General features: G+C 73.0%; 24 protein-coding genes. 16 read left to right on the top strand and 8 right to left on the bottom strand.

Features of this window, described 5'->3' with window-relative positions; genetic code table 11:
- Nucleotides 1–175 precede the first annotated feature (175 nt).
- Nucleotides 176–1444 carry a hypothetical protein gene (locus ACK1X7_RS30680; protein WP_413115896.1) on the top strand — a complete coding sequence of 423 codons (1269 nt, stop codon included), beginning with the start codon at nt 176–178 and terminating at the stop codon, nt 1442–1444.
- A 75-nt stretch (nt 1445–1519) separates the two neighbouring features.
- Here ACK1X7_RS30680 and ACK1X7_RS30675 read toward each other — a convergent pair whose 3' ends face one another.
- Nucleotides 1520–3682, bottom strand: coding sequence for a S9 family peptidase (locus ACK1X7_RS30675; RefSeq protein ID WP_413115895.1), 2163 nt, complete (start codon nt 3680–3682; stop codon nt 1520–1522).
- 319 nt (nt 3683–4001) lie between these two features.
- Between ACK1X7_RS30675 and ACK1X7_RS30670 the strand changes: the two genes are divergently transcribed.
- The 8 genes from ACK1X7_RS30670 to ACK1X7_RS30635 all read left to right on the top strand — a co-directional run bounded on the left by ACK1X7_RS30670 (nt 4002) and on the right by ACK1X7_RS30635 (nt 12098).
- Nucleotides 4002–4196, top strand: coding sequence for a hypothetical protein (locus ACK1X7_RS30670; RefSeq protein WP_014054695.1), 195 nt, complete (start codon nt 4002–4004; stop codon nt 4194–4196).
- A gap of 259 nt (nt 4197–4455) precedes the next feature.
- Nucleotides 4456–5340 (top strand): N-acetyl-1-D-myo-inositol-2-amino-2-deoxy-alpha-D-glucopyranoside deacetylase, encoded by an 885-nt coding sequence (gene mshB / locus ACK1X7_RS30665; RefSeq protein ID WP_361505432.1) that lies wholly within the window; start codon nt 4456–4458, stop codon nt 5338–5340.
- Nucleotides 5337–5705, top strand: coding sequence for a DUF6113 family protein (locus ACK1X7_RS30660; protein WP_351879695.1), 369 nt, complete (start codon nt 5337–5339; stop codon nt 5703–5705). The genes mshB and ACK1X7_RS30660 overlap by 4 nt, the downstream gene beginning before the upstream one ends.
- A 196-nt stretch (nt 5706–5901) precedes the next feature.
- Nucleotides 5902–8115: a hypothetical protein gene (locus ACK1X7_RS30655; protein ID WP_413115894.1), complete on the top strand. Its 2214-nt coding sequence runs from the start codon at nt 5902–5904 to the stop codon at nt 8113–8115.
- A gap of 218 nt (nt 8116–8333) precedes the next feature.
- Entirely contained in the window at nt 8334–9323 is a 990-nt protein-coding gene (locus ACK1X7_RS30650; protein WP_385155090.1) for an ABC transporter ATP-binding protein, read from the top strand.
- Nucleotides 9320–10063 carry an ABC transporter permease gene (locus tag ACK1X7_RS30645; RefSeq protein WP_390792072.1) on the top strand — a complete coding sequence of 248 codons (744 nt, stop codon included), beginning with the start codon at nt 9320–9322 and terminating at the stop codon, nt 10061–10063. Before ACK1X7_RS30650 ends, ACK1X7_RS30645 begins: the two co-directional genes overlap by 4 nt.
- 54 nt (nt 10064–10117) lie before the next feature.
- Nucleotides 10118–11389, top strand: a complete 1272-nt coding sequence (locus ACK1X7_RS30640; protein ID WP_413115893.1) for a sensor histidine kinase — start codon at nt 10118–10120, stop codon at nt 11387–11389.
- Between the two features lie 103 nt (nt 11390–11492).
- Nucleotides 11493–12098 (top strand): response regulator, encoded by a 606-nt coding sequence (locus ACK1X7_RS30635; protein WP_372458597.1) that lies wholly within the window; start codon nt 11493–11495, stop codon nt 12096–12098.
- Nucleotides 12099–12313: 215 nt separating this feature from the next.
- Here ACK1X7_RS30635 and ACK1X7_RS30630 read toward each other — a convergent pair whose 3' ends face one another.
- Both ACK1X7_RS30630 and ACK1X7_RS30625 read right to left on the bottom strand, forming a co-directional pair.
- Nucleotides 12314–13150 carry a tetratricopeptide repeat protein gene (locus tag ACK1X7_RS30630; protein ID WP_413115892.1) on the bottom strand — a complete coding sequence of 279 codons (837 nt, stop codon included), beginning with the start codon at nt 13148–13150 and terminating at the stop codon, nt 12314–12316.
- 18 nt (nt 13151–13168) lie between these two features.
- Complete coding sequence (locus ACK1X7_RS30625) at nt 13169–14185, bottom strand: GNAT family N-acetyltransferase (RefSeq protein ID WP_413115891.1); 1017 nt, start codon at nt 14183–14185, stop codon at nt 13169–13171.
- 114 nt (nt 14186–14299) lie between these two features.
- Between ACK1X7_RS30625 and fdxA the strand changes: the two genes are divergently transcribed.
- Together fdxA and dapC are read left to right on the top strand one after the other, a co-directional pair.
- Nucleotides 14300–14626: a ferredoxin gene (gene fdxA, locus ACK1X7_RS30620; RefSeq protein WP_014054705.1), complete on the top strand. Its 327-nt coding sequence runs from the start codon at nt 14300–14302 to the stop codon at nt 14624–14626.
- Between the two features lie 232 nt (nt 14627–14858).
- Nucleotides 14859–15980 carry a succinyldiaminopimelate transaminase gene (gene dapC / locus ACK1X7_RS30615; protein WP_385155100.1) on the top strand — a complete coding sequence of 374 codons (1122 nt, stop codon included), beginning with the start codon at nt 14859–14861 and terminating at the stop codon, nt 15978–15980.
- 60 nt (nt 15981–16040) lie between these two features.
- Here the strand turns inward: dapC and ACK1X7_RS30610 are convergent, their stop codons facing one another.
- On the bottom strand, nt 16041–16637 hold the full coding sequence (locus ACK1X7_RS30610) for an ATP-binding protein (RefSeq protein WP_385155103.1): 597 nt from the start codon (nt 16635–16637) through the stop codon (nt 16041–16043).
- A 215-nt stretch (nt 16638–16852) separates the two neighbouring features.
- The gene (locus ACK1X7_RS30605) at nt 16853–17773 is read right to left on the bottom strand and encodes a hypothetical protein (RefSeq protein ID WP_385155106.1); all 921 of its coding nucleotides are present in this window, start codon (nt 17771–17773) and stop codon (nt 16853–16855) included.
- A 593-nt stretch (nt 17774–18366) separates the two neighbouring features.
- Between ACK1X7_RS30605 and dapE the strand changes: the two genes are divergently transcribed.
- On the top strand, nt 18367–19437 hold the full coding sequence (gene dapE / locus ACK1X7_RS30600; RefSeq protein WP_382957992.1) for a succinyl-diaminopimelate desuccinylase: 1071 nt from the start codon (nt 18367–18369) through the stop codon (nt 19435–19437).
- Between the two features lie 308 nt (nt 19438–19745).
- Nucleotides 19746–20495, top strand: coding sequence for a TIGR00730 family Rossman fold protein (locus ACK1X7_RS30595; protein ID WP_385149870.1), 750 nt, complete (start codon nt 19746–19748; stop codon nt 20493–20495).
- Between the two features lie 54 nt (nt 20496–20549).
- Here the strand turns inward: ACK1X7_RS30595 and folP are convergent, their stop codons facing one another.
- Nucleotides 20550–21410, bottom strand: coding sequence for a dihydropteroate synthase (folP, locus tag ACK1X7_RS30590; RefSeq protein ID WP_361506477.1), 861 nt, complete (start codon nt 21408–21410; stop codon nt 20550–20552).
- A gap of 138 nt (nt 21411–21548) precedes the next feature.
- Here folP and ACK1X7_RS30585 point away from each other — a divergent pair, with 138 nt between their 5' ends.
- Both ACK1X7_RS30585 and ACK1X7_RS30580 read left to right on the top strand, forming a co-directional pair.
- Nucleotides 21549–22046, top strand: a complete 498-nt coding sequence (locus ACK1X7_RS30585) for a DivIVA domain-containing protein (protein ID WP_385149873.1) — start codon at nt 21549–21551, stop codon at nt 22044–22046.
- Nucleotides 22043–22639 carry a DNA-3-methyladenine glycosylase I gene (locus tag ACK1X7_RS30580; protein ID WP_385149875.1) on the top strand — a complete coding sequence of 199 codons (597 nt, stop codon included), beginning with the start codon at nt 22043–22045 and terminating at the stop codon, nt 22637–22639. The genes ACK1X7_RS30585 and ACK1X7_RS30580 overlap by 4 nt, the downstream gene beginning before the upstream one ends.
- 56 nt (nt 22640–22695) lie before the next feature.
- On the opposite strand, the gene ACK1X7_RS30575 is transcribed toward ACK1X7_RS30580, so the two are convergent.
- Nucleotides 22696–23502 (bottom strand): enoyl-CoA hydratase-related protein, encoded by an 807-nt coding sequence (locus tag ACK1X7_RS30575; RefSeq protein WP_413115890.1) that lies wholly within the window; start codon nt 23500–23502, stop codon nt 22696–22698.
- 354 nt (nt 23503–23856) lie between these two features.
- On the opposite strand from ACK1X7_RS30575, the gene ACK1X7_RS30570 reads away from it, so the two are divergent.
- Complete coding sequence (locus ACK1X7_RS30570; RefSeq protein ID WP_003966491.1) at nt 23857–24024, top strand: DUF3117 domain-containing protein; 168 nt, start codon at nt 23857–23859, stop codon at nt 24022–24024.
- A 152-nt stretch (nt 24025–24176) separates the two neighbouring features.
- Here ACK1X7_RS30570 and ACK1X7_RS30565 read toward each other — a convergent pair whose 3' ends face one another.
- Nucleotides 24177–24842, bottom strand: coding sequence for an O-methyltransferase (locus tag ACK1X7_RS30565; RefSeq protein WP_385149881.1), 666 nt, complete (start codon nt 24840–24842; stop codon nt 24177–24179).
- Between the last annotated feature and the right edge of the window lie 121 nt (nt 24843–24963).

Genomic DNA, 24963 nt, shown 5'->3' with positions numbered 1-24963 from the left:
TACGGACGCGTCAGGCTGAACTGCGTACGGCCGTGCGGGTGCCGTGGACCGGCCGGGGCGCGCCATATGGCCCCGGCCGGTCGCACCTCCCGGCGGCCGCCGGACGGTCACGATCCGTATTTTTCTTCGGCCCGCGACGGTTGCCCGGGGTACGAGGCGGGGGAAACCTACGGCTATGGGGCAGGGACGGATACTCAATGGCGGAGGGCGCCTTTTCGGGGCGCTCGTCTGCGCGGTTCTCGGGCTGATCTCGCTGGCGTGGATCATCCACGACCTCGACAAGGCCGACGAGGCGAACCATCTGTGGTGGACCTGGGCGGGGCTGCCGTTCCGGGCCACCGGAGGGATCTTCGGTTCCTCCCTGCTCGACCTCGTGCTGCTGCTGGTCTACGCGGTCGTCGGGATCACCGCCCTGCGCTCACCGGCCGCCGGGGGCGCGCTCGGCACGGTCGCGGTGGTGACCGTCGCGGTGCGCCTGCCCAGCCTCTGGAACCTGAACTCCGACTGGCTCCAGGGCATCCCCGGCGATCTGAAGACGCGGGCCAACCTCAGCGCCTGGGCGCAGGTGGTGCTCGGCGGGCTGCTGCTGGCCGTGGTGGCCGCCGCCCGGCGCCCCGCCGACCTCGCCCCGCCCGGGCACCTGGCCTCGCCCGCCGACCGGCCTCCGGGCCGCCCCTCGCCCGGGGCGGCGGTCACCGGCGCACTGTTCCTGGGCGCAGTCGGGGCCGTCCTCGCCGCCTGGCAGATCTACTGGGCCCAGGAGCGGGGCTGGGAGATCTACAAGTATCTGCTCACCGGCAAGCACACGCTGCCCACCCTGCTCTCGCCGCCCGGTGCCTGGACGGCGTGGGCGGCGGTCGCGCTGTGCCTGGCCGCCGCGGCGGCCGCGCTCGCGCGTGCGCCGCTGGCGCGCCCGCTGGGGATGACGGCGGCGGCAGTGGTCATGGTGACGGGAATCAGCGAGGCATCGCTCTACTTCAAGCTGGACTATGTGGACCACCTCGGCGATCTGCCGACGGTGGGTGTGCTCAGCGTGCTCACCGGCTTCTTCGAGGCGATCGCGGGGCTGATCGCCCTTCTGGCGCTGGCTCGGCGGGGCCTTGAGGAGGACGCGGCGTTCACCGGGGCGCCGGGCGCCCCGGCGTACGGCGGCTATGACGGCCATGGGCCCGGCGGTTACGACGGCCATGGGCCCGGGGGCTACGACGACGGCTCCGGGGCCGGAGGCTACGGCGGCTACGGGAGCGGGGGTTACGGGAGCAGCGGACCCGGGAGCGGGGGCTACGGCGGCGGTTATGGCGGTGGCGGCTACGGCGGCGGGGGTTACGGCCCGCCGCCGCCCAGCACTCCGCCGCTGGTGCCCCCGCCGCCCGGAGCCCCGCCCGCCGCGCCCCCGCCGCCGTCCGCACCCCCCGCGCCTCCCGCACCGCCGCCGGGCTGGTGAGGCCGGGCTGGTGAGGCCGGGCTGGTGACGCCCGGCTGGTGACGCCGGATCAGCGCGGCCCCGGGGCCGCGTCGGCTACCGCAATCCGAGGGACCGCTTGAGGAAGTCCACCTGAAGCAGGAGCAGATTCTCCGCGACCTGCTCCTGCGGGGTCATATGGGTCACCCCGGACAGCGGCAGCACCTCATGCGGACGGCCCGCGGCCAGCAGCGCCGAGGAGAGCCGCAGGGTGTGGGCGGCCACCACGTTGTCGTCCGCCAGACCGTGGATGATCATCATCGGCCGGGCGGTCTCCGCCGCGCCGGACAGCCCCTCGTCGGTCATCAGCGCGTTGGCCGCGTAGACCTCGGGCTGTTCGTCCGGCAGGCCCAGATACCGCTCGGTGTAGTGGGTGTCGTACAGCCGCCAGTCCGTCACCGGGGCGCCCACCACGCCCGCGTGGAAGACATCGGGGCGGCGCAGCACCGCCAGCGCGGCCAGATAGCCGCCGTAGGACCAGCCGCGGATGGCGACCCGGCCGAGGTCCAGCGGATAGCGCTCGGCGAGCGCCGTCACCGCCTCGACCTGGTCCTCCAGGGTGACCGCGGCCAAGTCGTCGCGTACCGCCTTCTCCCAGCCGGGGGAGCGGCCGGGGGTGCCGCGGCCGTCGGCGACGATCACCGCGAAGCCCTGGTCGGCGAACCACTGCGAGGTGAGATGGGCGTTGTGCGAGGCGACCACCCGCCGGCCGTGCGGCCCGCCGTAAGGATCCATCAGGACCGGCAGCGGTCCGTCGCCCTCCCGGTGGCCGCTGGGCAGCAGCACGGCACAGGGGATGTCCCGCTTGCCCGCGAAGAGCAGCTCGGGGCGGGCGGTGATGACGGGCCGCTCCGCGTACGAGGCGATCTCGGCGATGCGCTCGGCCGCGCCGTGGTCGGCGGGCCGGAGGATCTCCACGCTGACCCCGGGTCGCTCCAGCCCCGTATACGCCAGCGCGAGCACCTCACCGCCGCGCACTGCGGAGTGGACCGCGGGGAAGGGCCGCTTGCCGACCGGCTCCCAGCCGCCCTGGTCGCCGCTGCCCCGGAACCAGGCGCGGTAGACGTCGATCTCGCCCGGCTGCTCGGGCAGCGGAGCACCGGCCCCGGGGGAGGCGGAGAACAGCACGTCGTCCGTGCCGATGTCGAGGACCGCGTGCACATGGAGGGCGCCGGACGTCAACTTGCGGTCGCCGACCATCAGCACCCGCGCGCCGCCCTCGTCCGCGATGCGGACGAGGCGTCCGTCCTCCGTCCAGGACGGCACCCCGGGGAAAAGATCCAGCCAAACCGCGTCCTCGTCGACATGGACCGTGCTGGTCCGTCCGGTGTCGGTGTCCACGGCCAGATAGAGCTGGCTGCGCTGGTCCCTGGCCTGGACCAGAAGCAGGGGCGGACCGTAGGCCGACCAGTGCACCCGGGCGAGGTACGGATAGCGCTCCCGGTCCCACTCGATCTCCGTACGGGAGCCGTCCAGACCGAGCAGAACCAGCCGCACCTCGGCGTTGGCGGTGCCCGCGGCGGGATAGGCGGCCTCCGTGGGCTTTTGGCCAGGGTGGGCCGGGTCGGCGGTCCACCAGCGCTGTACGGGGGCGTCGTCGGCCCGGGCGGCCAGCAGGGCGTCGCTCCGCGGCGACCACCAGAAACCGCGTGAGCGGTCCATCTCCTCGGCCGCGATGAACTCCGCGAGGCCGTAGGTGACGGTGTCCTCCTCCGGCTCCGCGAGCGCCCGGTCGTCCGTGCCGTCCGCGCCCGTGACCCGCAGCGCCCCGCCCGCCGCATAGGCGATGTGGCGGCCGTCCGGCGAGGGGCGCGGGTCCACGACGGGACCGGGGACGCGCAGCTCACGGGTGGTGCCCGCGGGCAGGTCGGTGCTGAAGAGCCGTCCGGAGAGGGCGAACGCGGCCCGCTCGACGGCGGCGTCCACCGCGTAGCCGACCACTCCGGCCGACCCCTCGCGGCTGCGCTCGCGCCGCGCCCGCTCCTCGGGCGACAGCTCCTCGCCGGCGCCGCCGAGCAGCTCGGCCGGGTCGGCGGCGGGGTACTCGCGCTGCCCGGCGAGGTCGTGCACCCAGAGGAGGCCGGTCCGGTCGGTGCCCGAGCGGGAGCGCAGGAAGACGACGCGTGAATCGTCGGGGGCCACGGTCAGGGCCCGCGGTGCCCCGAGGGTGAAGCGTTGGGTCCGCGCGTGCTGCCGTGGGAACGAGAGCTGTCCGGTCATAGGGCGAGCGTACGGCTCAGGATCATCGCGAGGGAGAGTACGGATCGGTAGGCCGGGACGGCATTGCCCCCGGCACGGTCCGGCCGGAACGGCGCCGGAACCAACCGGCCGCACGCGATGGCGAGATGGCGCATAACCACCGAGAAAACGCCCCGGGGGCGCGGAAGTTCGTGCGATCAGGCATGCGCCCCTGTCATGCTCCCGTGCACCGAGTCATGTGTACACCGCCATAGTTATGATCGATTGCGCATAGTGGGTAGCCCCTCTGTGGCATCAATATGTTGTCCGTCCGAGTGCGTGTATCTGGAGGTGAGCCGCTGTGGCGCTCTCGATCTCGGTATCAGTGCTATTGCTGATCATCGTCTTCATGCTCGTAAACAAGGCAGGGCTGAAGGCGGTTCATGCGGTCGTCTGTGTCCTCCTCGGCTTCTACCTGGCGAGTTCTTCGGTAGCCCCGACGATCGACGACCTCACCACCAATGTGGCGGACATGATCGGCGGCGTGAAGATCTGACCCCTAAGCGGATCGGCGGAAGTCGGCTGCGGTTCGGTGGCGCCCCGAAGGGGCGCGGGGCTGTGTCGATATGCGGCTCCGCCGCGGCCGTGTCGATATGCGGCTCCGCCGCGTGGGACCGGTCACGACGGTGCCGTGGACGATCGACGGCAGGTCAGGGCACTTCCAGCGGAGCGCTTAGCGGCGTGAAGATCTGACCCCGAGCGGGGCCGGGGCGTGCGACCCGTGGGCACTGGTGTGCGAATCGTAGGCTGTGCCCATGACCGCTCTTCCCGCCCGTCGTCTGCTGCTGGTGCACGCACATCCGGACGACGAGTCGATCAATAACGGCGCGACCATGGCGAAATATGCCGCCGAGGGTGCATACGTCACCCTGGTGACCTGCACCCTCGGTGAGGAGGGCGAGGTCATTCCGCCTGCCCTCGCGCATCTCGCCGCCGACCGCGACGACGCGCTCGGTCCGCACCGGATCGGCGAACTCGCCGCGGCCATGGACGCCTTGGGGGTCGAGGACCACCGCTTTCTGGGCGGTCCCGGCCGCTATCGCGACTCCGGGATGATGGGCGCCCCGCAGAACGACCGGCCGGACTGCTTCTGGCAGGCCGACCTGGACGAGGCCGCGGGGCACCTGGTGGCCGTGGTCCGCGAGATCCGGCCACAGGTTCTCGTGGCGTACGACACCCACGGGGGGTACGGCCACCCCGATCACATCCAGGCACACCGCGTGGCGATGCGCGCCGTGGAGCTGGCCGCCGACGCGGACTTCCGCCCCGAGCTCGGCGCGCCGCACGACATCGCGAAGGTCTACTGGAACTGCGTACCGCGCTCGGCCGTCGAGGAGGGCTTCGCCCGGCTGCGGGCCGCGGGCCGTGACTCGCGCTTCCCCGGCGTCGCCACGGTCGACGACGTCCCCGGAGTGGTGCCGGACTCGGATGTCACCGCCTCCATCGACGGCACCGCCCACGCGGCGGCCAAGGCGGCGGCGATGCGCGCCCACGCCACCCAGATCGCGGTGGACGGACCCTTCTTCGCGCTCTCCAACGACCTGGCCCAGCCGATGTTCGTCCATGAGCACTACCGGCTCGTCAAGGGCGAGGCCGGGGCGGGCCGCGAGGACGACCTGTTCGCGGGGGTGACGGCATGACGGCGCTGCGCCTGGGCGGATACGCCCTGCTGGCCGTGGCCGGGGTGCTGGTCGGCGCCGCGGGCGCGCTGGTCCAAGCGGCATGGTTCCCCGGCGGGTTGCTGCTGGCGCTGCTCGCGGTCGCGGGCCTGTGCTACGGCGGGGTCAAGGCCGCGGGTGCCCGGATGGGCGGCGGAGTGCCCGCGGGGGCCTGGACGGTGGCCGTGTTGCTGCTCACTTCCTCCCGCTCGGAAGGGGATTTCCTGTTCGGCGCCGGGCTGGGGTCGTACGCTTTCCTCCTCGGCGGGATGTTCATCGGTGTGATGTGCGCCACGTTGCCTCTGGTGCCGCAACCTCCTGGCCCGCCGGTCCGACTTGGTAAGTGACGTGACGTTTTCGGCACGACGCCCTCGGCACTTGGCGGCCCTTCGGACATGCGGCGAAGGGTGCGCCTCGGGCGTACCGGATGCGGTGATCCGGCGGCCGTCAAGTGCGCGTCCGCACCGCCCAGTATGGTGGTGCCGCCGCCGAGCCGCCCGCGCGAGGTCTGACGGGCGGCGGAGCTAACTGGGAGAACCTGCTTTGAGCCGTGAATCTGACAGTTCGTCCTCCGGGCCCCGGGAGGGAAGCGGCGGTGCCGCCTACCCGTCGGGCACCCCGCCGTACGGATCCCGCCAGTACCCCTCGCCGAGCCCCACGCAGGAGGCTCCGCAGGAGCTCGCCGACGACGGGCAGGGGCGGGCCGCGGCCAAGCCGGAGGAGCCGAAGACCGAGACCACGCTGACGACCCGGATCAAGATCAACATTCCGGGGTCGCGGCCCATCCCGCCGGTGGTCATGCGCACGCCCGTCGCGGAGGACGGCGTACCCGCGCAGCGCTCCGGCGAGGACGACGACGCCCCCGAGCCCACCAGTGCCCTGCCCCGGGTCGACTACACGCCGACGCCGGAGCGCGGGGTGCCGGCCGAGCCCGGCGGGCCGGGCGAGCCGTCCGAGAACCGCGAGAAGAAGGGCGACGGCGAGCGGCGGACCAGCGACTGGTTCTCGCCCCGTAAGCCCAGGGGCGGTTCGTCGGCCACCGGCAGCACACCGACGCAGCCGATGCCCCCGGCCCCGGACACCACCCAGGGGTTCCCGGCGCCCGACACCACGCAGGCATTCCCGGCCCCGGATACCACCCAGGGGTTCCCCGCGCCGGACACCACCCAGGGATTCCCCGCGCCGGACACCACCCAGGGGTTCCCGGCCCCGCAGCAAGGCGGCGGCCCCGTCGCCGATCTGCCGTACTTCACCGACGCCCAGGCCCCGTCCGGCCACCCCGAGCCGAGCGGCCCCACCACCGGCCCGGCCACCGGCGACATGTACATGCCGCCGTCCGGCCCCGGTACGGGCCCGCGCGACAGCGAGTTGCTGGCCCCGCCCGGACCGGGCCCGGCCGGTGGCCCGTACGGCGGTGACCCGCAGACGCCTCCGGGCGGGGTGGGGCCGCTGGCCGGCGGCGGCCCGGCCGCCCAGCCGCCGACCCCGCCGGGCGGCTCGCCGATGTCCGGCAGCCTCGGCGCCACCACCGGCGCGGGCCCGCTGACCGGCCCCGGGGAGGGATTCCGGGACGACCTCGGGAGCGATCCGTCCCCCTCGCTGTTCCGCGACCCCGACCCCACCCCGGGCGGCGGGGTGCCGTCGGACCAGATCTCCAGCGACACGCTGGTCAGCGGGGTGCCCGTGGTGCCGTCGGGCGAGGGCCGGGCCAGGCCGCCCGCGCCACCCGCCCCGGGCGGCCTCGGGGCCCCGGCGCCCGGCGGCGACAGCGCCCCGGCGCCGTCCGCCCCGAAGGCCGGTAAGCCCAAGAAGAAGGGCCGTTCCAAGGTCGTCATGGTCGCGGGCCTGCTGTTCGTGATCGCGGGCGGGGCCTACGCCGCCGGTCTGGTGATGAACCACGCCGATGTGCCCAACGGCACCACCGTCCTCGGCGTCGACATCGGCGGCAGCTCCAAGGAGGTCGCCGTCGACAAGCTGGACGCCGCGCTGGGCAAGCGCACCACCGCCCCGCTGACGGTGTCGGTCGACGGCCAGCAGAAGGAGATCAAGCCCTCCGTCGCGGGCCTGGCGCTCGACACCGAGGCCACGGTCCGGGACGTAGCGGGCCGGGACTACAACCCGGTCACCGTGATCGGCTCGCTCTTCGGCGGCACCCATGAGGCCGACCCCGCGGTCACGGTCGACGAGGAGAAGCTGCGGGACGCCCTGGAGCGGCTCGCGGGCGACTCCGGCACGGCCCGCGAGGGCGGCATCGACTTCACCTCCGGCAAGCCCGTCGCGGTGTACGGCAAGGAGGGCAAGGGGCTGGACGTGGACACGGCGGTCAAGGCCGTATCGGAAGGGTTCCGCCTGCGCGCCGAGACCGGCCGGAACAAGGCCATCACCCTGCCGGTCGCCGTGCGGCGCCCCACGGTCAGCAACGCCGAGGTCGACCGGAAGATGAAGAGCTTCGCCAAGCCCGCGATGTCGGGGCTGGTCACGGTGCAGACGGACGCCCAGCACTCGATTCCGTTCGGCCCGGACAAGTCGCTGCCGAAGATCCTCTCCATGAAGGTGGTCGACGGCAAGCTGGTGGAGCACTACGACCTGCCCGTCCTCAAGCAGTTGTACGGCGGCACCTTCGACGGCGTTCTGCTCGAACGGGGCGACGGCAGCAAGAAGCCCGTCACCCCGGAGGACGTGGAGTCCGCGCTGCGGCAGGCGCTGCTCGGCAAGACGCCCAGCGAGCGCATCGGCGTCATCGGCAAGGACAACTGAGCGGGCCCCGCTCGTTCACCACGCGGCCCCCGCCCGGCACCGGGCGGGGGCCGCGTCGTGTCTCCCGGCCCGCGTCGTGTCTCCCGGGCCGCTTCGTGTCTCCCGGCCCGCGGCACGTCTCCCCGGCGCGTCATGCCCCGACCCATGACATCTGTCATCCCCAGGTCACGACCGCTGACACTGCCGGGCACCGCCCGCCCTCGGCCAGGCTTGTGGCCATGACCGCAACGACCGCTGTTTCCGCCCCCGGCACCGGGGCCGCCACCACGGGCGCCCCGCCCGTGGTCCGCTTCGAGAAGGTGAACAAGAGCTACGGCAGTGTGCGCGCCGTGGCCGATCTCGATCTCACGCTGTACCCGGGGGAGACCGTCGCCCTGCTGGGCCCCAACGGCGCCGGCAAGTCCTCCAGCCTCGATCTGCTGCTCGGCCTGCGCCACCCCGACTCCGGCCGGGTGGAGGTCTTCGGCACCACCCCGCGCCAGGCGATCGTCCGCGGCCGGGTCGGCGCGATGCTCCAGAGCGGCGCTCTGATGGAGGACGTGACGGTCCGCGAACTGGTGGGGCTGGCCTGCGAGCTGCACCCCAAGGGTCATCCGGTGGACGAGGTGCTGGAGCGGGCGGGGATCGCCGAGATCGCCTCCCGCAAGGTGAACAAGCTCTCCGGCGGTCAGGAGCAGCGGGTGCGCTTCGCGTTCGCCACCGCCGGTGCCTCCGATCTGATCGTGCTGGACGAGCCCACGACCGGTATGGATGTGTCTTCCCGGCAGACCTTCTGGGGCGCGATGCGGGAGCAGACGAAGCAGGGCCGCACCATTCTGTTCGCCACCCACTACCTCGAAGAGGCCGACGCCATCGCCGACCGGGTGATCGTGCTGCACGGCGGCCGGGTGCTGGCGGACGGCTCGTCCGCCGAGATCAAGGCGATGGCCGGGGCCCGGCGGGTCAACTTCGAGCTGGACGGGCCGATCGACGGGACGGCGCTGCGTGCCCTGCCCGCGCTGACCGGGATCGAGATCTCGGGGCGTACCGTACGCATCCGGTCCACCGACGCGGACGCGACCGTGCACGCGGTCTACGGGCTCGGGCTGTATCCGCGCGGCCTGGAGGTCACGGGCCTCGGCCTGGAGCAGGCGTTCCTCGCCATCACCGACGCCGCCACCGACGTGGCAGGCGACGCCGCGCCCACAGTTGAGGAGTCCGCACGATGAAGGCGCTGGTCAAGCTGGAGATCGCGCGGACCCTGCGCAATCGCAAGTTCATGTTCTTCACGGTCGTCTATCCGTCCGTGCTCTTCCTGCTGATCGCGGGCAGCACCGACGCCGCCGACCGGGTGCCCGGCACCGGGCTGTCGATGCCGCTCTACTACATGGTCGCGATGGCCTCCTTCGGGGCACTGACCGCCGGGCTGATGGGCAACGGCGAGCGGATCGCCAAGGAGCGCGAGGGCGGCTGGACCCGGCAACTGCGGCTCACCCCGCTGCCCGGGCGCGGCTATGTGGCGGCCAAGATCGCGGTGGGTGCGGTGGCCACCCTGCCGTCGATCGTGATCGTCTTCGTGGTGGCCGCCGCCGTCAAGGGCGTACGGCTGGACGCCGCCTGGGAGTGGGCGGCGCTGACCGGCGCCATCTGGGCGGGCTCCCTGGTCTTCGCCGCGCTGGGGGTGGCCATCGGCTATCTGGCGACCGGGGACGCGGTCCGCCCGCTGACCATGATCATCTACTTCGGTCTGTCGATCCTCGGCGGGCTGTGGATGCCGACCACGTCGTATCCGCAGTGGCTGCGGAACATCGGCGACTATCTGCCCACCCACGCCTACACCGCCCTCGGCCAGGCGATCGAGCTGGGCGGCGCCCCGCACGCCAAGGACGTCGCACTGCTCATCGGCTATCTCGCGCTCTTCGCGGGCGGCGCGGCGTGGCTGTACCGCAAGGACACTCGTAAGGCGTGACCGAGGGTGTGATCCGAGGCGTAACCCGAGGTGTGATCGGAGGAGAGAAGAACCATGGCTGACCGGGCCGAGTGGACCGACGGCGATCCGGAGCGCCGCCCCGGCGTGCGCCAACGGCTGACCTGGTGGGCCGACGCGATGGCGTACGACGACGAGCACGACCGGCTGGCCGGCATCGGCCAGAGCCCCGAGAACCGCCGACAGGCCCTGATCAAGCTGATGTGGATCGGGATCTGGCTGGCCTATCTGGGGGCGCCGGTGAGCGATCTCGCCGATGGCCACCACTCCGTTCCCGCCACCGTGTGGGGTGCGCTCGGCCTGCTGGCCTTCGTCGCCATCTATCTGGTGCTGATCTTCCGGAATACCGGGCGGGCGCTGAGCCGGGCCGCGGTCTTCGGGGCGCTGGGCACGTCCTGCGCGCTCGCCGCCGTTCTCACGCTCACCATGGGCGACGCCTGGCTGGTGCTGTGCGTCTATGTGTCCGTCGCCTACGGGGCGGTGCTGCCGCTGTGGCTCTCGCGGTGGGCGATTCCGCTGAACACCGCGTTCATGGTGGCCGTCGGGGTGCTGGTGCGCGGTTCGCACGGGCTGCTGTCCGCCCTGGTCATCCCCTCGCTGCTCGGCGGGTTCGCGATGAGCGGGGTGCGGCAGATGGTCCGTACCACCCGGGCGCTGCGCGCCGCCCGCGCCACCGTGGCCCAGCTCGCCGCCAACGAGGAGCGGCTGCGGCTCGCCCGCGATCTGCACGATCTGCTGGGCCACTCGCTCTCCCTGATCACGCTCAAGAGCGAGCTGGCGGGCCGGATGCTGCCCGACAAGCCCGAGCAGGCGGCGCGGCAGGTCGCCGATATCGAACGGGTCAGCAGACAGGCGCTGGTGGACGTCCGGGAGGCGGTCAGCGGCTTCCGCCGCCCCACCCTGGAGGCCGAGGTCGCCGGAGCCCGTACCGCCCTCGCCGCCGCGGGCATCGCCGCCGACCTGAGCCGGGCCGCCACCCACCACCCCGACCTGCCGCCCGACCAGGAGGGGGCGCTGGCCTGGGCGCTGCGCGAGGCGGTCACCAATGTGGTGCGGCACAGCGGGGCACGCCGCTGCGCGGTCACGCTCGACGAGACGGACGACGAGCTGTGCCTGACCGTCACCGACGACGGCCGCGGCACGGCCGGCCCGCACGGCAACGGGCTCACCGGGCTCGCCGAGCGGCTCCAGTTGGCCGACGGCCGCCTGGAGACCGGCCCCGGCGAACGCGGCGGCTTCACCCTCCGCGCCCAGGTCCCCCTCTCCCGCGGCGCCCCCATGGAGTTGCCCTCACAGGCCGCGCCGTAGGGGCGGGCCGCGCCGTAAGGACCGCGCGGCGGGAACGCGTGCAGGGAACGCGTGCAGGGAGCGTGCGGAAGAGCGGATACGGAGAGCGGATACGCTGCGGGGCGTGATCCGGGTACTGCTGGCCGAGGACCAGTCCATGGTGCGGGAGGCGCTGGCCGCGCTCCTCGGGCTCGAGGACGAGATCGAGGTCGTCGCGCAGGTGGCCCGCGGCGACGAGGTCGTGGACGCCGCCCGGGCCCATCGCCCCGATGTGGCACTGCTGGACATCGAGATGCCCGGTATGAGCGGGATCGAGGCCGCCGCCGCGCTGCACCGGGCCGCGCCCGGGATCCGGATCGTGATCCTGACCACCTTCGGCCGCCCCGGCTATCTGCGCCGCGCCATGGAGTCCGGCGCCGACGCCTTCCTGGTCAAGGACGCCCCGGCGGCCCAGCTCGCCGACGCCATACGGCGGGTGCTGCGCGGGGAGCGGGTCATCGACCCCACGCTGGCCGCCGCCGCGCTCGTGGACGGGGCCAGCCCGCTGACCGCGCGGGAGCGCGAGGTGCTGCACGCCTCGGCGGACGGCTCGACCAATGCCGAGCTGGCGCGCGCCCTGCACTTGTCGCCGGGCACGGTCCGCAACTACCTCTCCACGGCGATCCAGAAGACCGCCGCCCGCAATCGGGCCGAGGCCGTCCGTATCGCCCGCGAGAAGGGGTGGCTGTAAAGGGGTGGCTGTAGCGGCGGGGGCTTTCCCCTCCCCGCCCCTTCCCAACACCTGACGATGTGCGGCTCCGCCGCGTGGGGGCCCGGCCCCGGCCCCCGCCGGGGCTCCGCCCCTGGGCCCCGCTCCTCAAACGCCGGAGGGGCCGGAAGGCCGGACCCGGGGCCGGGCAGCCGCCGAGGCCACAGGCGCGAAGACCCACCAGGCAGCGGCAGCCGCTAGTTGAGCATCGCGCGGGCGGCGCGGGCCTCGTGGCGTGCGGTTTTGGCGGTGTCGGGCTGTACCGGCTCCACTACCTCCGCGTAGTCCTCCAGCTCCTTGGCGCCGGTCATGAAGTCGCCCCGCTCCACCAGGAGTTGTGCCCGCTCGTAGCGCAGTTCGGCCGGGTGGCTGGGCAGCAGCAGGGACAGTTCGACCGCCCACAGCCGGACGTCGGTGCGCTCGGGGCGGGCGGATGCCCAGGCGCGGATGTTGTTGAGGATCCGCAGCACGATGTCCAGCGGCCCGGCCGGGCTCAGCATCGACGGGGAGAGCGGGGCGCCGGTGGCCCCCGACACCAGCGTCGCCGCGTCCTCACTGGACAGCGGCCGCCCGCCGTCGAACGGATCGGCCAGTACATGGCTTCCGTAAGGATCGCCGAAGCCGACCACGAAGTGGCCCGGCAGCGCCACCCCGTACACCGGCGCGCCCGCCCGGCGCGCCACCTCCATCCACACCACGGACAGCAGGATCGGCAGTCCACGGCGGCGCCGCAGCACCGTGTGGAGGAGCGAGGATCCCAGCCGCCGGTAGTCCGCCGGGCCGCCCCGGAAGTCATGGCGTTCGCCGAGGAGGCTTGCCAGCGCGGCGGCCCAGTCCTCGGGGCCGCCGGGGGAGAAGGGGAGCTGACCGGCCAGCCGGTCCAGCTCGATCTGCGCTTCGTCGAGTCCGGTCTCGTCCAGTCCGGCATCGGCCTCCATGCCGACCAGCAGGCACAGCAGCGCCAGATCGGGGCGCTCTTCGCGGGCCGCATCGGCGAACCGCCGGCGGCGGGACGTGTCGTTCATCCGTGGCATAGCCGACTCGTACCCTGCTCAGCGCGCATCCTGTCCAGATGCGCGCCAGTGATGGTAGCTGTGGTGGACGGTGAAGCCCATGCCCTCGTAGAGGGCCTGCGCACCGTCATTGTCCGTCTCCACCTGGAGATACGCGGCCGAGGCGCCCTCGTCGAGCGCCTTGCGGGCCAGCGCCGTCATCACGGCCTTGGCCAGGCCCTGGCGCCGCCGCTCCGGGGCGACCTCCACGGCGGTGAACCCGGCCCAGCGGCCGTCCACCACACAGCGCCCGATCGCGTCCGGGGCGGCTCCCTCCCGCCCCGCCACGGTGGCGAACCACACGGACGGGCCGCCCGACAGCACCGTCCGGGCCTCGGGGGAGGGCTCGCCGGACGACCGCTGATAGCGGGCCAGCCAGGCGTCGTCGAGCCGGCGGGAGAGCGTCACCGCCGAGGCGTCGGCGTCCAGATCCCCGATGGGGGCCAGCGCCGCGATGCGTATCCGGGACGAGACCTCCCGCGTCCAGCCGCGGCTCTCCAGCTCCGCCGCGAGCAGCTCCTGGGTGCCCTCGGCGCCCGTACTGACCTGGATGTACGCGGGCAGCCCGCGCGCCGCGTACCAGTCGGTCACCCGGCGCAGCGCCTCGTCGAGGCCCGTCCCGGGGTCGCCGAGGGGCAGCACCGAATTGGCGCGCCGGGTGAATCCGCCCGAGGCGCGCAGCGTCCACTCGCCCAGCGGTTCGCTGACCATGGGCGGCCAGGCCCGGGCGGCGACCCGGTCCAGCTCGGGCGCGGTCGCGGCGGGGCCGCGGCGGCGGGCCGGAGCGGCGGGCACCACCTTGCCCGCCACCAGGGACGACTCGGCGATCCGCACGGCCTCACCGGTGCGCCGCGTGATGGAGAGCGAGCCCTCGGTCCACGATGTGAGAACGCCGACCACGTCGGTGAAGGTGGGGGCGGGCTCACGATCTCTGGTGATCAACCTGACCGAGACGCGTTTTCCCACGTCATCCGGGGTGATCCGGACTTCAAGACGTCCGCCAGTGGTGAAATCCACAGCTCAGTCAGCCCCTCATGTGCGTCTGGTGCCCAAGAACGGAGATACTAGGTGCGGGCATCGACGACGCCGCGCTCCCGCGCGATAGCAGCCCTAACGAGGAGGAACGACAGCGTGACCTACGTCATCGCGCAGCCTTGTGTCGACCTGAAAGACAAGGCGTGCATCGAGGAGTGCCCCGTCGACTGTATCTACGAGGGCCAGCGGTCCTTGTACATCCACCCGGACGAATGCGTCGACTGCGGGGCTTGTGAGCCGGTCTGCCCGGTCGAGGCGATCTTCTACGAGGACGACACTCCCGAGGAGTGGAAGGACTACTACAAGGCGAACGTCGAGTTCTTCGACGAGCTCGGTTCGCCCGGTGGCGCGAGCAAGCTCGGCCTGATCGAGCGGGACCACCCCTTCATCGCCGCGCTTCCGCCGCAGGAGCACGACGAGTAACCCTGCCCCGGCGTCAGCGCCCGGAAGCAGCCGGCGGTCCCGTATGGCCTGTGGCCTGCGGGACCGGGCTGTTTCCCGGGCGCTCCCGGCGCTCCCGGCCCTCCCATGGGTCCCGGGTCTTCCCGGGGTCCAGCGGTGCGGCCGGAATCCACCCGGGTTCCACCGGGTTCCCGGGCCCTCGGCCCGGCGGTGCCGAAGGACCCGGGCAGTTCCGAAGAAAGCGAGCCACCCCGTGCCACCCGTATCCGCCCGCCTCCCGGTCTTCCCCTGGGACCGGCTCGAACCGTACAAGGCGATCGCCGCGGCCCACCGCGACGGCATTGTCGACCTCTCGGTGGGCACCCCCGTCGACCCGGTCCCCGAGCTGATCCGCGCGGCCCTCGCCGACGCCTCGGACAGCCCCGGCTATCCGACCGTCTGGGGCACGGCCGCGCTGCGCGACGCCCTCACCGGCTGGGTGGAGCGGCGGCTGGGCGCGGCCCGGGTGACCCACACCCAGGTGCTGCCGGTGGTCGGCTCGAAGGAACTGGTGGCCTCGCTGCCCGCGCAACTGGGCCTCGGCCCCGGCGACCGGGTCGCCTTCCCGCGGCTCGCCTATCCGACGTACGAGGTGGGCGCCCGGCTGGCGGGCGCCGAGCCGGTGCCGTACGACGAGCGGACATTCGCGGCCGGCGCCGCGGGCGCCGACCTCGACCCGGCCGGGCTGAAGCTGCTGTGGCTCAACTCCCCGTCCAACCCCACCGGCCGGGTGCTGTCCAAGGACGAGCTGCGCACCGCGGTCGCCTGGGCGCGTGCGCACGGGGTGCTGGTGGTCAGCGACGAGTGCTATCTGGAGCTGGGCTGGGAGGCCGACCCGGTCTCCGTGCTCCACCCGGATATCTCCGGCGGGTCCTTCGAGGGGCTGGTGGCGGTCCACTCGCTGTCCAAGCGGTCCAATCTGGCGGGCTACCGGGCGGCGTTCCTCGCCGGTGACGAGGCGGTGCTCGGCGAGCTGCTGAAGATCCGCAAGCACGGCGGGATGATGGTGCCCGCGCCGGTGCAGGCGGCCACCGTCGCGGCGCTCGGCGACGACAAGCATGTGACCGAGCAGCGCGAGCGCTATGAGCGGCGCCGGGCCGCGCTGCGGTCGGCGCTGGAGGGCCAGGGCTTCCGCATCGAACACAGCGAGGCGTCGCTGTATCTGTGGGCGACGCGGGACGAGCCCTGCTGGGATACCGTGGGCGCCCTCGCCGAACTGGGCATCCTGGTGGCCCCGGGCGAGTTCTACGGCGCGGCGGGGGAGCGGCACGTGCGGGTCGCGTTCACGGCGACCGACGAGCGCGTGGCGGCGGCGGTCCGGCGACTGGCGAGCTGAAAGACCTGAAGGGGCCCGGGGAGTACGAGACTCCCCGGGCCCCGTGTTGGTCCGGCGAAATCAGCCGAGCAGCGGCAGGCCCTTGATCGGCAGATCCTTGACCGGGAGGTCCGCGCCCTGCGGGGCGCTGGGCGCGGGGGCCTGCGGGGCGGCGGCCTCAGCGGGCTGCGCCGCCTTGGCCGCCTTGCCCTTGCCCTTGCCCTTGGCGTGGGCGCCGCCCTTGCCCTTCCCGTGTCCGAGGGCCCTGCCCTCGCCCTTACCGCCGACCTTGGCGTGCGCGGCCCTGGCCGGACCGGCCTTGGCGGCCTTGGTGGCCTTCGCGCCCTTGGCGGGCTTCGCGGGCTTCGCGGGTTTGGCAGGCTGGGCGGGCTTGGCCGGGGCCACGTTCGCCGGGGCGGTCTTGCCCGGCAGGATCTCCTTGACGGTCCCGCCGGCCTTGCTGCTGACGTCACCCGCCGTGCTCCCGACCTGCTGCGAGGCGACGTCGGCGACCTCACCGACCGAGGCGGGGTCCAGCGAGGACAGCCCCAGCTTGGAGGACTGCGGCTGGGCCGGCTCCGCCGCACTCGCGACCCCGGCGGCGCCGACGACGGGTGCCGCGCTCGCCGCGACCAGCAGTGCGGCGCGGGCGATCCGACGGGTGAGAGGGAGGGACATGGTTCTCCTTTGGCGGAGGGACAATTTTCGTGCGGTGCCCGGCGATTCGGACGCTGTGAATACCGCGTGAACCCCGCGAAGGTTGCGGTGAGACAGGGCAAAGAGTTGGCAATGCGTCGCATTATCCGGTTCTGCGTGTAATACGCCCGGGTCATTTCGCCGTATGCGCCGCACAATGCGCCGTCAACCGCCCTGAACTGCGGTGATTCCATGCGCTATCGCATGGTGACGATCCGCACTTCCGCCCCGGAAATCCCCTTGGCCGGACGCCAACCCGCTGCGGAATTCCGCGCGTTCCATTCGCGCTCGCCGTAAGAGACACGTTCGATGCGCAACTCGTCCGAGTGGGCCACCGCCCAGTGCGCGATCTCCCAGCCGCGCTGCCCGGCGCGCCCCGGAGCCGCCGCCTTCGGCACCGGAACCACCACGGTGTGCGGCGAGGGGGCGGCCTGCTTGCCGCCGCCGTGCCCGGCCGAGGCCGGCCGCGCCTCCGTCTCGGCGCCGAACTCCCGCTTCAGCGACGCCCGTACGCGCAGCGGATCGCCCGCCTGACCGTCGTCCGGCGGCCCCGGGCAACTGAGGGCCGCCCCGGAGCGCCCGGTGAGGGCGCCGGTCAGCACCACCGCTTCGGTCTCGTGCTTGGCGTACGCCTGCGGGAAACCGCTGCGCTGCACCCGCTGCGCCGCCACCGTCAGCGGCAGTCGCGAATAGCCGGGCAACCGCACCAGGTCGTCGTAGAACTTCCCGGCGGCGTAGACCGGATCGCGGATCTGCCGCACACTGCCCCAGCCCTGGGAGGGGCGTTGCTGGAACAGCCCCTGCGAATCCCGGTCCCCGTGGCGGATGGTGCGCAGCCCCGACTCCTGAAGGGCGGTGGCCAGCGCGATGGTGACGGCCCGCTCCGGCAGTCCGCGGGAGGCGGCCACGGCCTCGATCGTGGCGGCGTTCACGGTCTGTTCGGGGGAGAGCCGCACATCCTCGCCGTTCGCCCGTACGACGCAGCGCGGCGGCCCCACACCACCCGTCAGCAGTTGCGCCGTCAGGTATCCGGCCAGCGCCAGCAGTACGGCACAGGCGACCGCCGCCCGCAGCAGCCGGGCGCGGTGGGAGAAGACGGACAGGGGCACGCGCCACACGGTACTGGAGCTCGCCCGGCCTCGCCGGATCACCGGCGCGGGGTGGGGAACACCACGTCGCGAACCGCGTGGGCGGCCACGCCACGAGCCGCGTGGGCGGCCGGGGCCGCCTGGTCCGCCGGGTCCGAGGCTGCCGGGGCCGCTTGGGCCGCCGGAACCTGGGCCGCCGGGGCTGGGGCGGCGTGGGCGGCCGGAGCCGGGGCCCGCTTGGGCGGCCAGGACTGGGGCCGCCTGGGCCGTCGGGTCCGAGGCTGCCGGGGCCGGGGGTGCTTGGGCCACCGGAGCCCGGGCCGCCGGGGCCTGGGTCCGGGGCCGCTTGGGCCGTCGGTCCGAGGCCGCCTGGGCTGCCGGGGCCGGGGCCGGGGCCTGGGTCCGGGGCCGCCTGGGCCGTCGGTCCGGGGCGTGGGGCCGGAGCCGCTTGGGCCGTCGGTCCGAGGCCGCCTGGGCCGGGGCCGCCTGGGCTCGGAGCCGGGGCCTGGAGTCGGGGCCGCCTGGCCTGGGGCCGGGGCCGCCTCGGCCGTCGGTCCGAGGCCCTCTGGGCCGCCTGGGCCGGGGCAGCCGGACGCGCGGGCCGACCGGCTAGGGTCGGCCGTATGGCACATCCAGAACTCGACCTGTCCCTGGACGCGGCCCGGCTCACCGCCCGGCTCGTCGACTTTCCCTCGGTCAGCGGTGAGGAGAAGGCGCTCGCCGACGCCGTGGAGCAGGCCCTGCGGGCCCTGCCGCATCTGACCGTCGACCGGGACGGGGACGCCGTCGTCGCCCGTACGAACCTCGGGCGGGGCGAGCGGGTCGTGCTGGCGGGCCATCTGGACACCGTGCCGATCGCCGACAACGTGCCCTCCCGCCTCGACGACGACGGCGTGCTGTGGGGCTGTGGCACCTCCGACATGAAGTCCGGCGTCGCGGTGCAACTGCGCATGGCCGCGACCGTGCCCGAGCCCAACCGCGACCTCACCTTCGTCTTCTACGACCACGAGGAGGTCGCCGCCGAGCTGAACGGGCTGGGGCGGCTGGCCAGGAACCACCCCGAGTGGCTGGCCGGGGACTTCGCCGTGCTGCTGGAGCCCACCGACGGCAAGGTCGAGGGCGGCTGCCAGGGCACCCTGCGGGTACGGGTGAGCACGCAGGGGCGGCGCGCCCACTCCGCGCGCAGTTGGCTCGGTGAGAACGCCATCCACAAGGCCGCGCCGATCCTGGACCGGCTGGCCGGATATGTCCCCCGGCGGGCGGAGATCGACGGGCTCACCTACCGCGAGGGCCTCAACGCGGTACGGATCGACGGCGGCCACGCGACCAATGTCATCCCGGACTTCTGCACGGTGACGGTGAACTTCCGCTTCGCCCCCGACCGCTCCGAGGAGGAGGCGCTCGCGCATGTCCGCGAGGTCTTCACCGGCTTCGACATCGAGCTGACCGACAGCGCGCCCGGCGCCCTGCCCGGTCTCGGCCACCCGTCGGCCGCCGCCCTCGTGGCGACGCTCGGGGTGGAGGTGGCCCCCAAGGATGCCTGGACCGATGTCGCCCGCTTCTCGGCGCTCGGCGTGCCCGCCGTGAACTACGGCCCCGGCGATCCGAAGCTGGCCCACACCCGTGAGGAACACGTACCGGTCGCCGCAGTGCTGGAGGCCGAGGAGCGACTGCGCGCCTGGCTGGCCGGCTAGCGCCGCCGGGGCTCCGCCCCTGGACCCCGCTCCTCAAACGCCGGAGGGGCTGGATTGCGTTACCAGGGGCGGAGCCCCAGTCGCGGGAAGGGGCGGGGAGGGGAGGGGAGCAGCCCGCCGCGGACGGCAAGATCCGTCGGGCACCCCCGAGCGGCGCCGGCGGGCCGTCGCCCCTGTGTGATCACTCCTGTGTGATCAGCGGTTCGGTGGGTGAGCGTGGCCGGGATTTCGGCTCCAAGCCGCCCGAGGGGCCTACCCTGAACCACAGATCTTTGACCAGATCTTGGTCTTGGCGAAGGGAGCACACAGTGGGCAACGCCGAAGAAGAGCGAGCGCTGCACGAGCAGCGTCTGGGCCCGGTCGTGCGCCGCCGCCACCAGATGCGACCGGAGACGACCGATCAGCGGCTCCTGGACACCCAGGGGGCCACGCACTGGGTGCACGAGGACCCGTTCCGGGTGATGCGCATCCAGTCGGAGTTCGTCGAGGGCTTCGGCACCCTGGCGGAGCTGGGCCCGGCGATCAGCGTGTTCGGCTCCGCCCGTACGCCCGAGGGGTCCCCGGAGTACGAGGCGGGGGTGCGGATCGGCCGGGCCCTCGTCGAGGCGGGCTTCGCGGTGATCACCGGCGGCGGCCCGGGCGCGATGGAGGCCGCCAACCGCGGCGCGACCGAGGCGGGCGGCGTCTCGGTCGGCCTGGGCATCGAGCTGCCGTTCGAGCAGGGCCTGAACCCGTACGTCGACATCGGCGTCAACTTTCGCTACTTCTTCGTGCGAAAAACGATGTTTGTGAAGTATGCCCAGGGGTTCGTGGTGCTTCCCGGCGGGCTCGGCACGCTCGACGAGTGCTTCGAGGCGCTCACCCTCGTCCAGACCAAGAAGGTCACCCGCTTCCCGATCGTCCTCTTCGGCAGCGCCTACTGGAAGGGCCTGGTCGACTGGCTCACGGACACCCTGATCGCGGAGGGCAAGGCGTCCCCGCACGATCTGGACCTGTTCCACCTCACCGACGACATCGACGAGGTGATCGACCTGGTGACCAAGGAGTCCGGCGTCTGACGGCGCGTGCTCCTGGTCGCCCCGCCCGCCCGGCCGGCCCCCGGCGGGCTTTCCTCAGGCCAGTCCCCGGCGGGCGACCGCCGGGGGCCGGTGGCCCGCGATGGACGACACCATGTCCAGCACCTGACGGGTCTCGGCCACCTCGTGCACCCGGTAGACCTGGGCCCCCAGCCAGGCCGATACGGCGGTCGTCGCGAGCGTGCCGATCAGCCGCTCCTTGACCGGCCGGTCCAGGCTCTCGCCGACGAAGTCCTTGTTGGACAGCGAGACCAGGACGGGCCAGCCGGTCTCCGTCAGCTCGCCCAGCCGGCGCGTCGCCTCCAGTGAGTGGCGGGTGTTCTTACCGAAGTCATGGCCCGGGTCGATCATGATCCCGTCGCGCCGCACCCCCAGTTCCAGGGCGCGCTCCGCGAGCTCCAGGGTGACCCGCAGGATGTCCTCCACCACATCGTCGTAGCCGATCCGGTGCGGGCGGGTGCGCGGCCGGGCCCCGCCCGCGTGGGTGCACACCAGCCCGGCGCCGTGGCGGGCGGCGACCTCGGCCAGTTTGGGGTCGACCCCGCCCCAGGCGTCGTTGAGCACATCCGCGCCCGCCGCGCAGACCGCCTCGCCGACCTCATGGCGCCAGGTGTCCACGCTGATCACCACGTCCGGATGGCGCCTGCGCACCTCGGCCACGAAGCCCACCGTGCGGCGTGCCTCCTCCTCGGCGCTCACCTCGTCCCCCGGTCCGGCCTTGACACCGCCCACGTCGATGATCGCGGCGCCGTCCGCGATCGCCTGCTCCACGCGGGCCAGGGCGGGCTCGTCGCCGAAGGTCGCACCCTGGTCGTAGAAGGAATCCGGTGTCCGGTTCACGATCGCCATGATCACTCGCTCGTTCTCGCCGAACTCACGTCGTCCCAGCCGCAGCATCCGAACTTCCTTCATGTCTTCTTCCAGGTTGCGGGCAGCGACGATAACTGTCGGAGGGGCATGGCACGATCGGTGCAGACAGTTATCGAGGCCGACGGACACAGACTCAACCATGCATCTGACGGGGAGACGATCACCGTGTTCTTGTTCTTGCTGATCGCGCTGGTCGTGGTGGTCGGCGGAGTCACGCTCGCCGTCGTCGGCGGCGGTGACGGCCCGCTCACCGAGGCGCCCCCGGACCGGCTGGACGAGCCGCTGCCCGCCGACCGGCCGCTGGCGCGCGCCGACGTGGAGGCGCTGCGCCTCCCCATGACGCTGCGGGGCTACCGGATGGCGGACGTCGACGATGTGCTGGGCCGCCTCGGTGCCGAGCTCGCCGAGCGCGACGCCCGGATCGCCGAGCTGGAGGCGGCGCTCGCGGGCCCGCACCCGAAGCCGTCGTCGCCCGCCGGGCCCGGCCCCGATCCGCTGTCCGCCCCGGAGAGCGACCACGGCTTCGGGCGGGGCGGCCGCGAGGGCCCCGCCCCCGAGTGGCCCGGCTTCGACGAGGACGGCTTCGAGGGAAACCTCTTCGAGGGGCGCGGCTACGACGGGCGCGGCAATGAGGGACACGGCTACGGAGGGCGGGGCGCATGAGTGGGCAGGGTGTGGTTCCGGGGCCGGACGGTCTGCCGCGCTGTCCCTGGGGGCTGGAGTCCGAGACCATGGCCGACTACCGCGTCTATCACGACACCGAGTGGGGCCGCCCGGTCCACGGCGATGACGCGCTCTATGAGCGGATCAGTCTGGAGGCGTTCCAGTCCGGGCTGTCCTGGCTGACGATCCTGCGCCGCCGGGAGGGGTTCCGGGCAGCCTTCGCCGACTTCTCGATCGCGAAGGTCGCGGAGTTCACCGAGGCCGATGAGCAGCGGCTGATCGCCGACCCCGGGATCATCCGCAACCGGGCCAAGATCGCCGCCACCATCTCCAACGCCCGCGCCGCGGCCGCCCTGGCCCCCGGTGAGCTGGACGAGCTGATCTGGTCCCATGCCCCGGCCCCCGACGGCCGCCCCATCCCGCGGACCTTCGCCGATGTCGCCGCGATCACCCCGGAGTCCACGGCCCTCAGCCGCGACCTCAAGAAGCACGGCTTCCGCTTCGTCGGCCCCACCACGGCCTACGCCCTGATGCAGGCATGCGGCCTGGTCAACGACCACCTGGCCGACTGCCACAGCCGCGACGCGGTCTGATCGCCACGGCCGCGAGGCACTCCGGGCCCCGGCCGCCGGCGGCCGGGGCGAGCCGGTCAGCGGCCGGTGAACCTCGGCTTCTCCTTGTTCACGAACGCGTTCACCGCGATCGCGTGGTCCTCCGAGGCCCCCGCCCGGCGCTGGAGTTCGTCCTCCATGGCCAGGGACTCGGTGAGGGTGTGGCCGGCGGCGAAGGCCAGGGACTCCTTGAGCGCCGCATAGGCGGCGGTCGGGCCCTCGGCCAGCCGCCGGGCGACCGCCGCCGCCTGGTCGGCCAGCTCGTCGGCCGGGACCATCCGGTGGGCGATGCCCAGGTCGAGCGCCTCCTGGGCGTCGATACCGCGCGGGAAGAGCAGCAGCTCCGCCGCGCGGCCGTATCCGATCAGCCGCTGAAGGGTCCAGGAGACCCCCGAGTCGGCGGTCAGCGCGACCCCGGCGAAGGAGGTGTTGAAGGAGGCGGTGTCGGCGACGATCCGGTAGTCGGCGGCGAAGGCGAAGCCCGCCCCGGCGCCCGCCGCGACACCGTTGACGGCGGCGACCACCGGCTTCGGCATCCCGGCGATGGCGGTGACGATCGGGTTGTAGTGCAGCGCCACCGTGCTCATGGTCGAGCCCTCGCCGCTGCCGTCACGGTCGGCGGCCAGCAGGCCGATGTGCTCCTTGAGGTCCTGCCCGACGCAGAAGGCCCGCTGCCCGGAGCCGGTGAGCAGCACCGCCCGCACCGCCGGGTCCTCCGCGGCCTGGAGCAGCGCGTCGCGCAGCGCCACCTTGGTGTCGATGTTCAGGGCGTTCATCGCGTCGGGACGATTGAGCGTGATCGTGGCGAGACCCTCGGCGAGGTCGTAGAGCACGGTGTCGGCCATGGCGGTCCTCCGGCGGTGGGGCGGGGCGGGTTGGCGGGTGGCGGCGGCCGCACCGGTGGGCCCGCGAGGGGACCTACGGCGGCGGTCAGCGCACAGCATGCCGGAGATCATGACTGACCGACATGTGACCTGCGTCAAAGAACCGACCCTTCGTTCGGTGACGGCGGGCGTACGCTATCGCGGCCCCCTCCCCGAATTGAGTGGTTTTGGGGGAGCGCCTCGTACAGGCGTTGCCGACCGATGTTGGTCATCGGGTCATGCCATGCGGGATAATGAGAGTGAAGCAACGTGTTCGATGCCGGTGACACCTGGGTTGTCGGCTGCGATGAGCTGGTTTCAGGAAGGGGAACGAGCATGGCGGCCATGAAGCCGCGGACGGGCGACGGCCCGCTCGAGGTGACCAAGGAGGGGCGGGGCATCGTCATGCGCGTTCCGCTCGAAGGCGGCGGTCGGCTCGTCGTCGAGCTGACACCGGACGAGGCCGACGCCCTCGGCGACGCCCTGAAGAAGGTCGTCGGCTGACGGATTGCGGCCCACCATCACCCGCGCGCTGCCCCGGCGGCCGGTACGTCAGGTACCGACCGCCGGGGCAGCGCATGTAAGGGGTCGCGGTACTGGGCGGGGGACCGGCCGGGCAGAGCGGACGAGGCGGGGGACCGGCCGGGCAGGCCGCGTCAGCCCCGCTTGACCGCGCAGAGCAGCCCGTCGCCGACCGGCAGCAGGGACGACTGGAGCACGGTGGACTCCCGTACGGTCCGCAGCAGCTCGCGCACCCGCAGCACCTCCGTGGGCTGGGCGGCGGAGTCCACGGTCCGCCCGTTGGTGAAGACCCCCTCGAAGCAGACCAGCCCGCCGGGCCGCAGCAGACGCAACGATTCGGCGAGGTAGTCCAGGCACTCCTGCCGGTCGCCGTCGCAGAAGACCAGGTCGTATCCGCCGTCGGCCAGCCGGGGCAGCACATCCAGGGCGCGGCCGGGGATGAAGCGCGCCCGGTTCCCGGTGAATCCGGCGGCGCGGAACGCCTGCCGGGCGAACTGCTGCATCTCCGGTTCGGTGTCCACGGTGGTCAGCACGCCGTCCGGGCGCATTCCGCGCAGCAGATGGATCCCGGAGACGCCCGTCCCGGTGCCGATCTCGGCGACGACCTTGGCGTCGGCGGCGGCAGCGAGCAGCCGCAGCGCGGCGCCGGTACCCGCCGACACCGAGCGCAGCCCTGCCTCCCGGGCCCGGTCACGGGCCCAGTGAAGGGCTTCGTCCTCGGCGACGAACGCGTCGGCGAACGCCCAGCTCGTCTGCCGGTTGCCGGTAATGACCCTCTCCTGTCCCCGTAGTTGGCGCAACGGTGACTGTATCCGCTGCGCACGGGAACCCGCAGATGGGACCAGGCGTTGTAGAAGCCGGGGGGACCGTATGGATCACGACCAAATGCAGGTCAAAAATGCTTATCCGGAGCTAACGGGC

It is taken from the genome of Streptomyces sp. CY-1 (genome assembly GCF_047218265.1).
Classification (GTDB): domain Bacteria; phylum Actinomycetota; class Actinomycetes; order Streptomycetales; family Streptomycetaceae; genus Streptomyces; species Streptomyces niphimycinicus.
Note: the sequence above shows the minus strand (reverse complement) of the source record. Positions and strands in the feature narration are given on the sequence as shown.

Excerpts from the sequence above, each read along its gene's own strand:
- ACK1X7_RS30680 (WP_413115896.1), top strand. The coding sequence starts at position 176 with ATGGGGCAGGGACGGATACTCAATGGCGGAGGGCGCCTTTTCGGGGCG.
- ACK1X7_RS30675 (WP_413115895.1), bottom strand. The coding sequence starts at position 3,682 with ATGACCGGACAGCTCTCGTTCCCACGGCAGCACGCGCGGACCCAACGC.
- mshB (WP_361505432.1), top strand. The coding sequence starts at position 4,456 with ATGACCGCTCTTCCCGCCCGTCGTCTGCTGCTGGTGCACGCACATCCG.
- ACK1X7_RS30660 (WP_351879695.1), top strand. The coding sequence starts at position 5,337 with ATGACGGCGCTGCGCCTGGGCGGATACGCCCTGCTGGCCGTGGCCGGG.
- ACK1X7_RS30650 (WP_385155090.1), top strand. The coding sequence starts at position 8,334 with ATGACCGCAACGACCGCTGTTTCCGCCCCCGGCACCGGGGCCGCCACC.
- ACK1X7_RS30645 (WP_390792072.1), top strand. The coding sequence starts at position 9,320 with ATGAAGGCGCTGGTCAAGCTGGAGATCGCGCGGACCCTGCGCAATCGC.
- ACK1X7_RS30640 (WP_413115893.1), top strand. The coding sequence starts at position 10,118 with ATGGCTGACCGGGCCGAGTGGACCGACGGCGATCCGGAGCGCCGCCCC.
- ACK1X7_RS30630 (WP_413115892.1), bottom strand. The coding sequence starts at position 13,150 with ATGCCACGGATGAACGACACGTCCCGCCGCCGGCGGTTCGCCGATGCG.
- ACK1X7_RS30610 (WP_385155103.1), bottom strand. The coding sequence starts at position 16,637 with ATGTCCCTCCCTCTCACCCGTCGGATCGCCCGCGCCGCACTGCTGGTC.
- dapE (WP_382957992.1), top strand. The coding sequence starts at position 18,367 with ATGGCACATCCAGAACTCGACCTGTCCCTGGACGCGGCCCGGCTCACC.
- folP (WP_361506477.1), bottom strand. The coding sequence starts at position 21,410 with ATGCTGCGGCTGGGACGACGTGAGTTCGGCGAGAACGAGCGAGTGATC.
- ACK1X7_RS30580 (WP_385149875.1), top strand. The coding sequence starts at position 22,043 with ATGAGTGGGCAGGGTGTGGTTCCGGGGCCGGACGGTCTGCCGCGCTGT.
- ACK1X7_RS30575 (WP_413115890.1), bottom strand. The coding sequence starts at position 23,502 with ATGGCCGACACCGTGCTCTACGACCTCGCCGAGGGTCTCGCCACGATC.
- ACK1X7_RS30570 (WP_003966491.1), top strand. The coding sequence starts at position 23,857 with ATGGCGGCCATGAAGCCGCGGACGGGCGACGGCCCGCTCGAGGTGACC.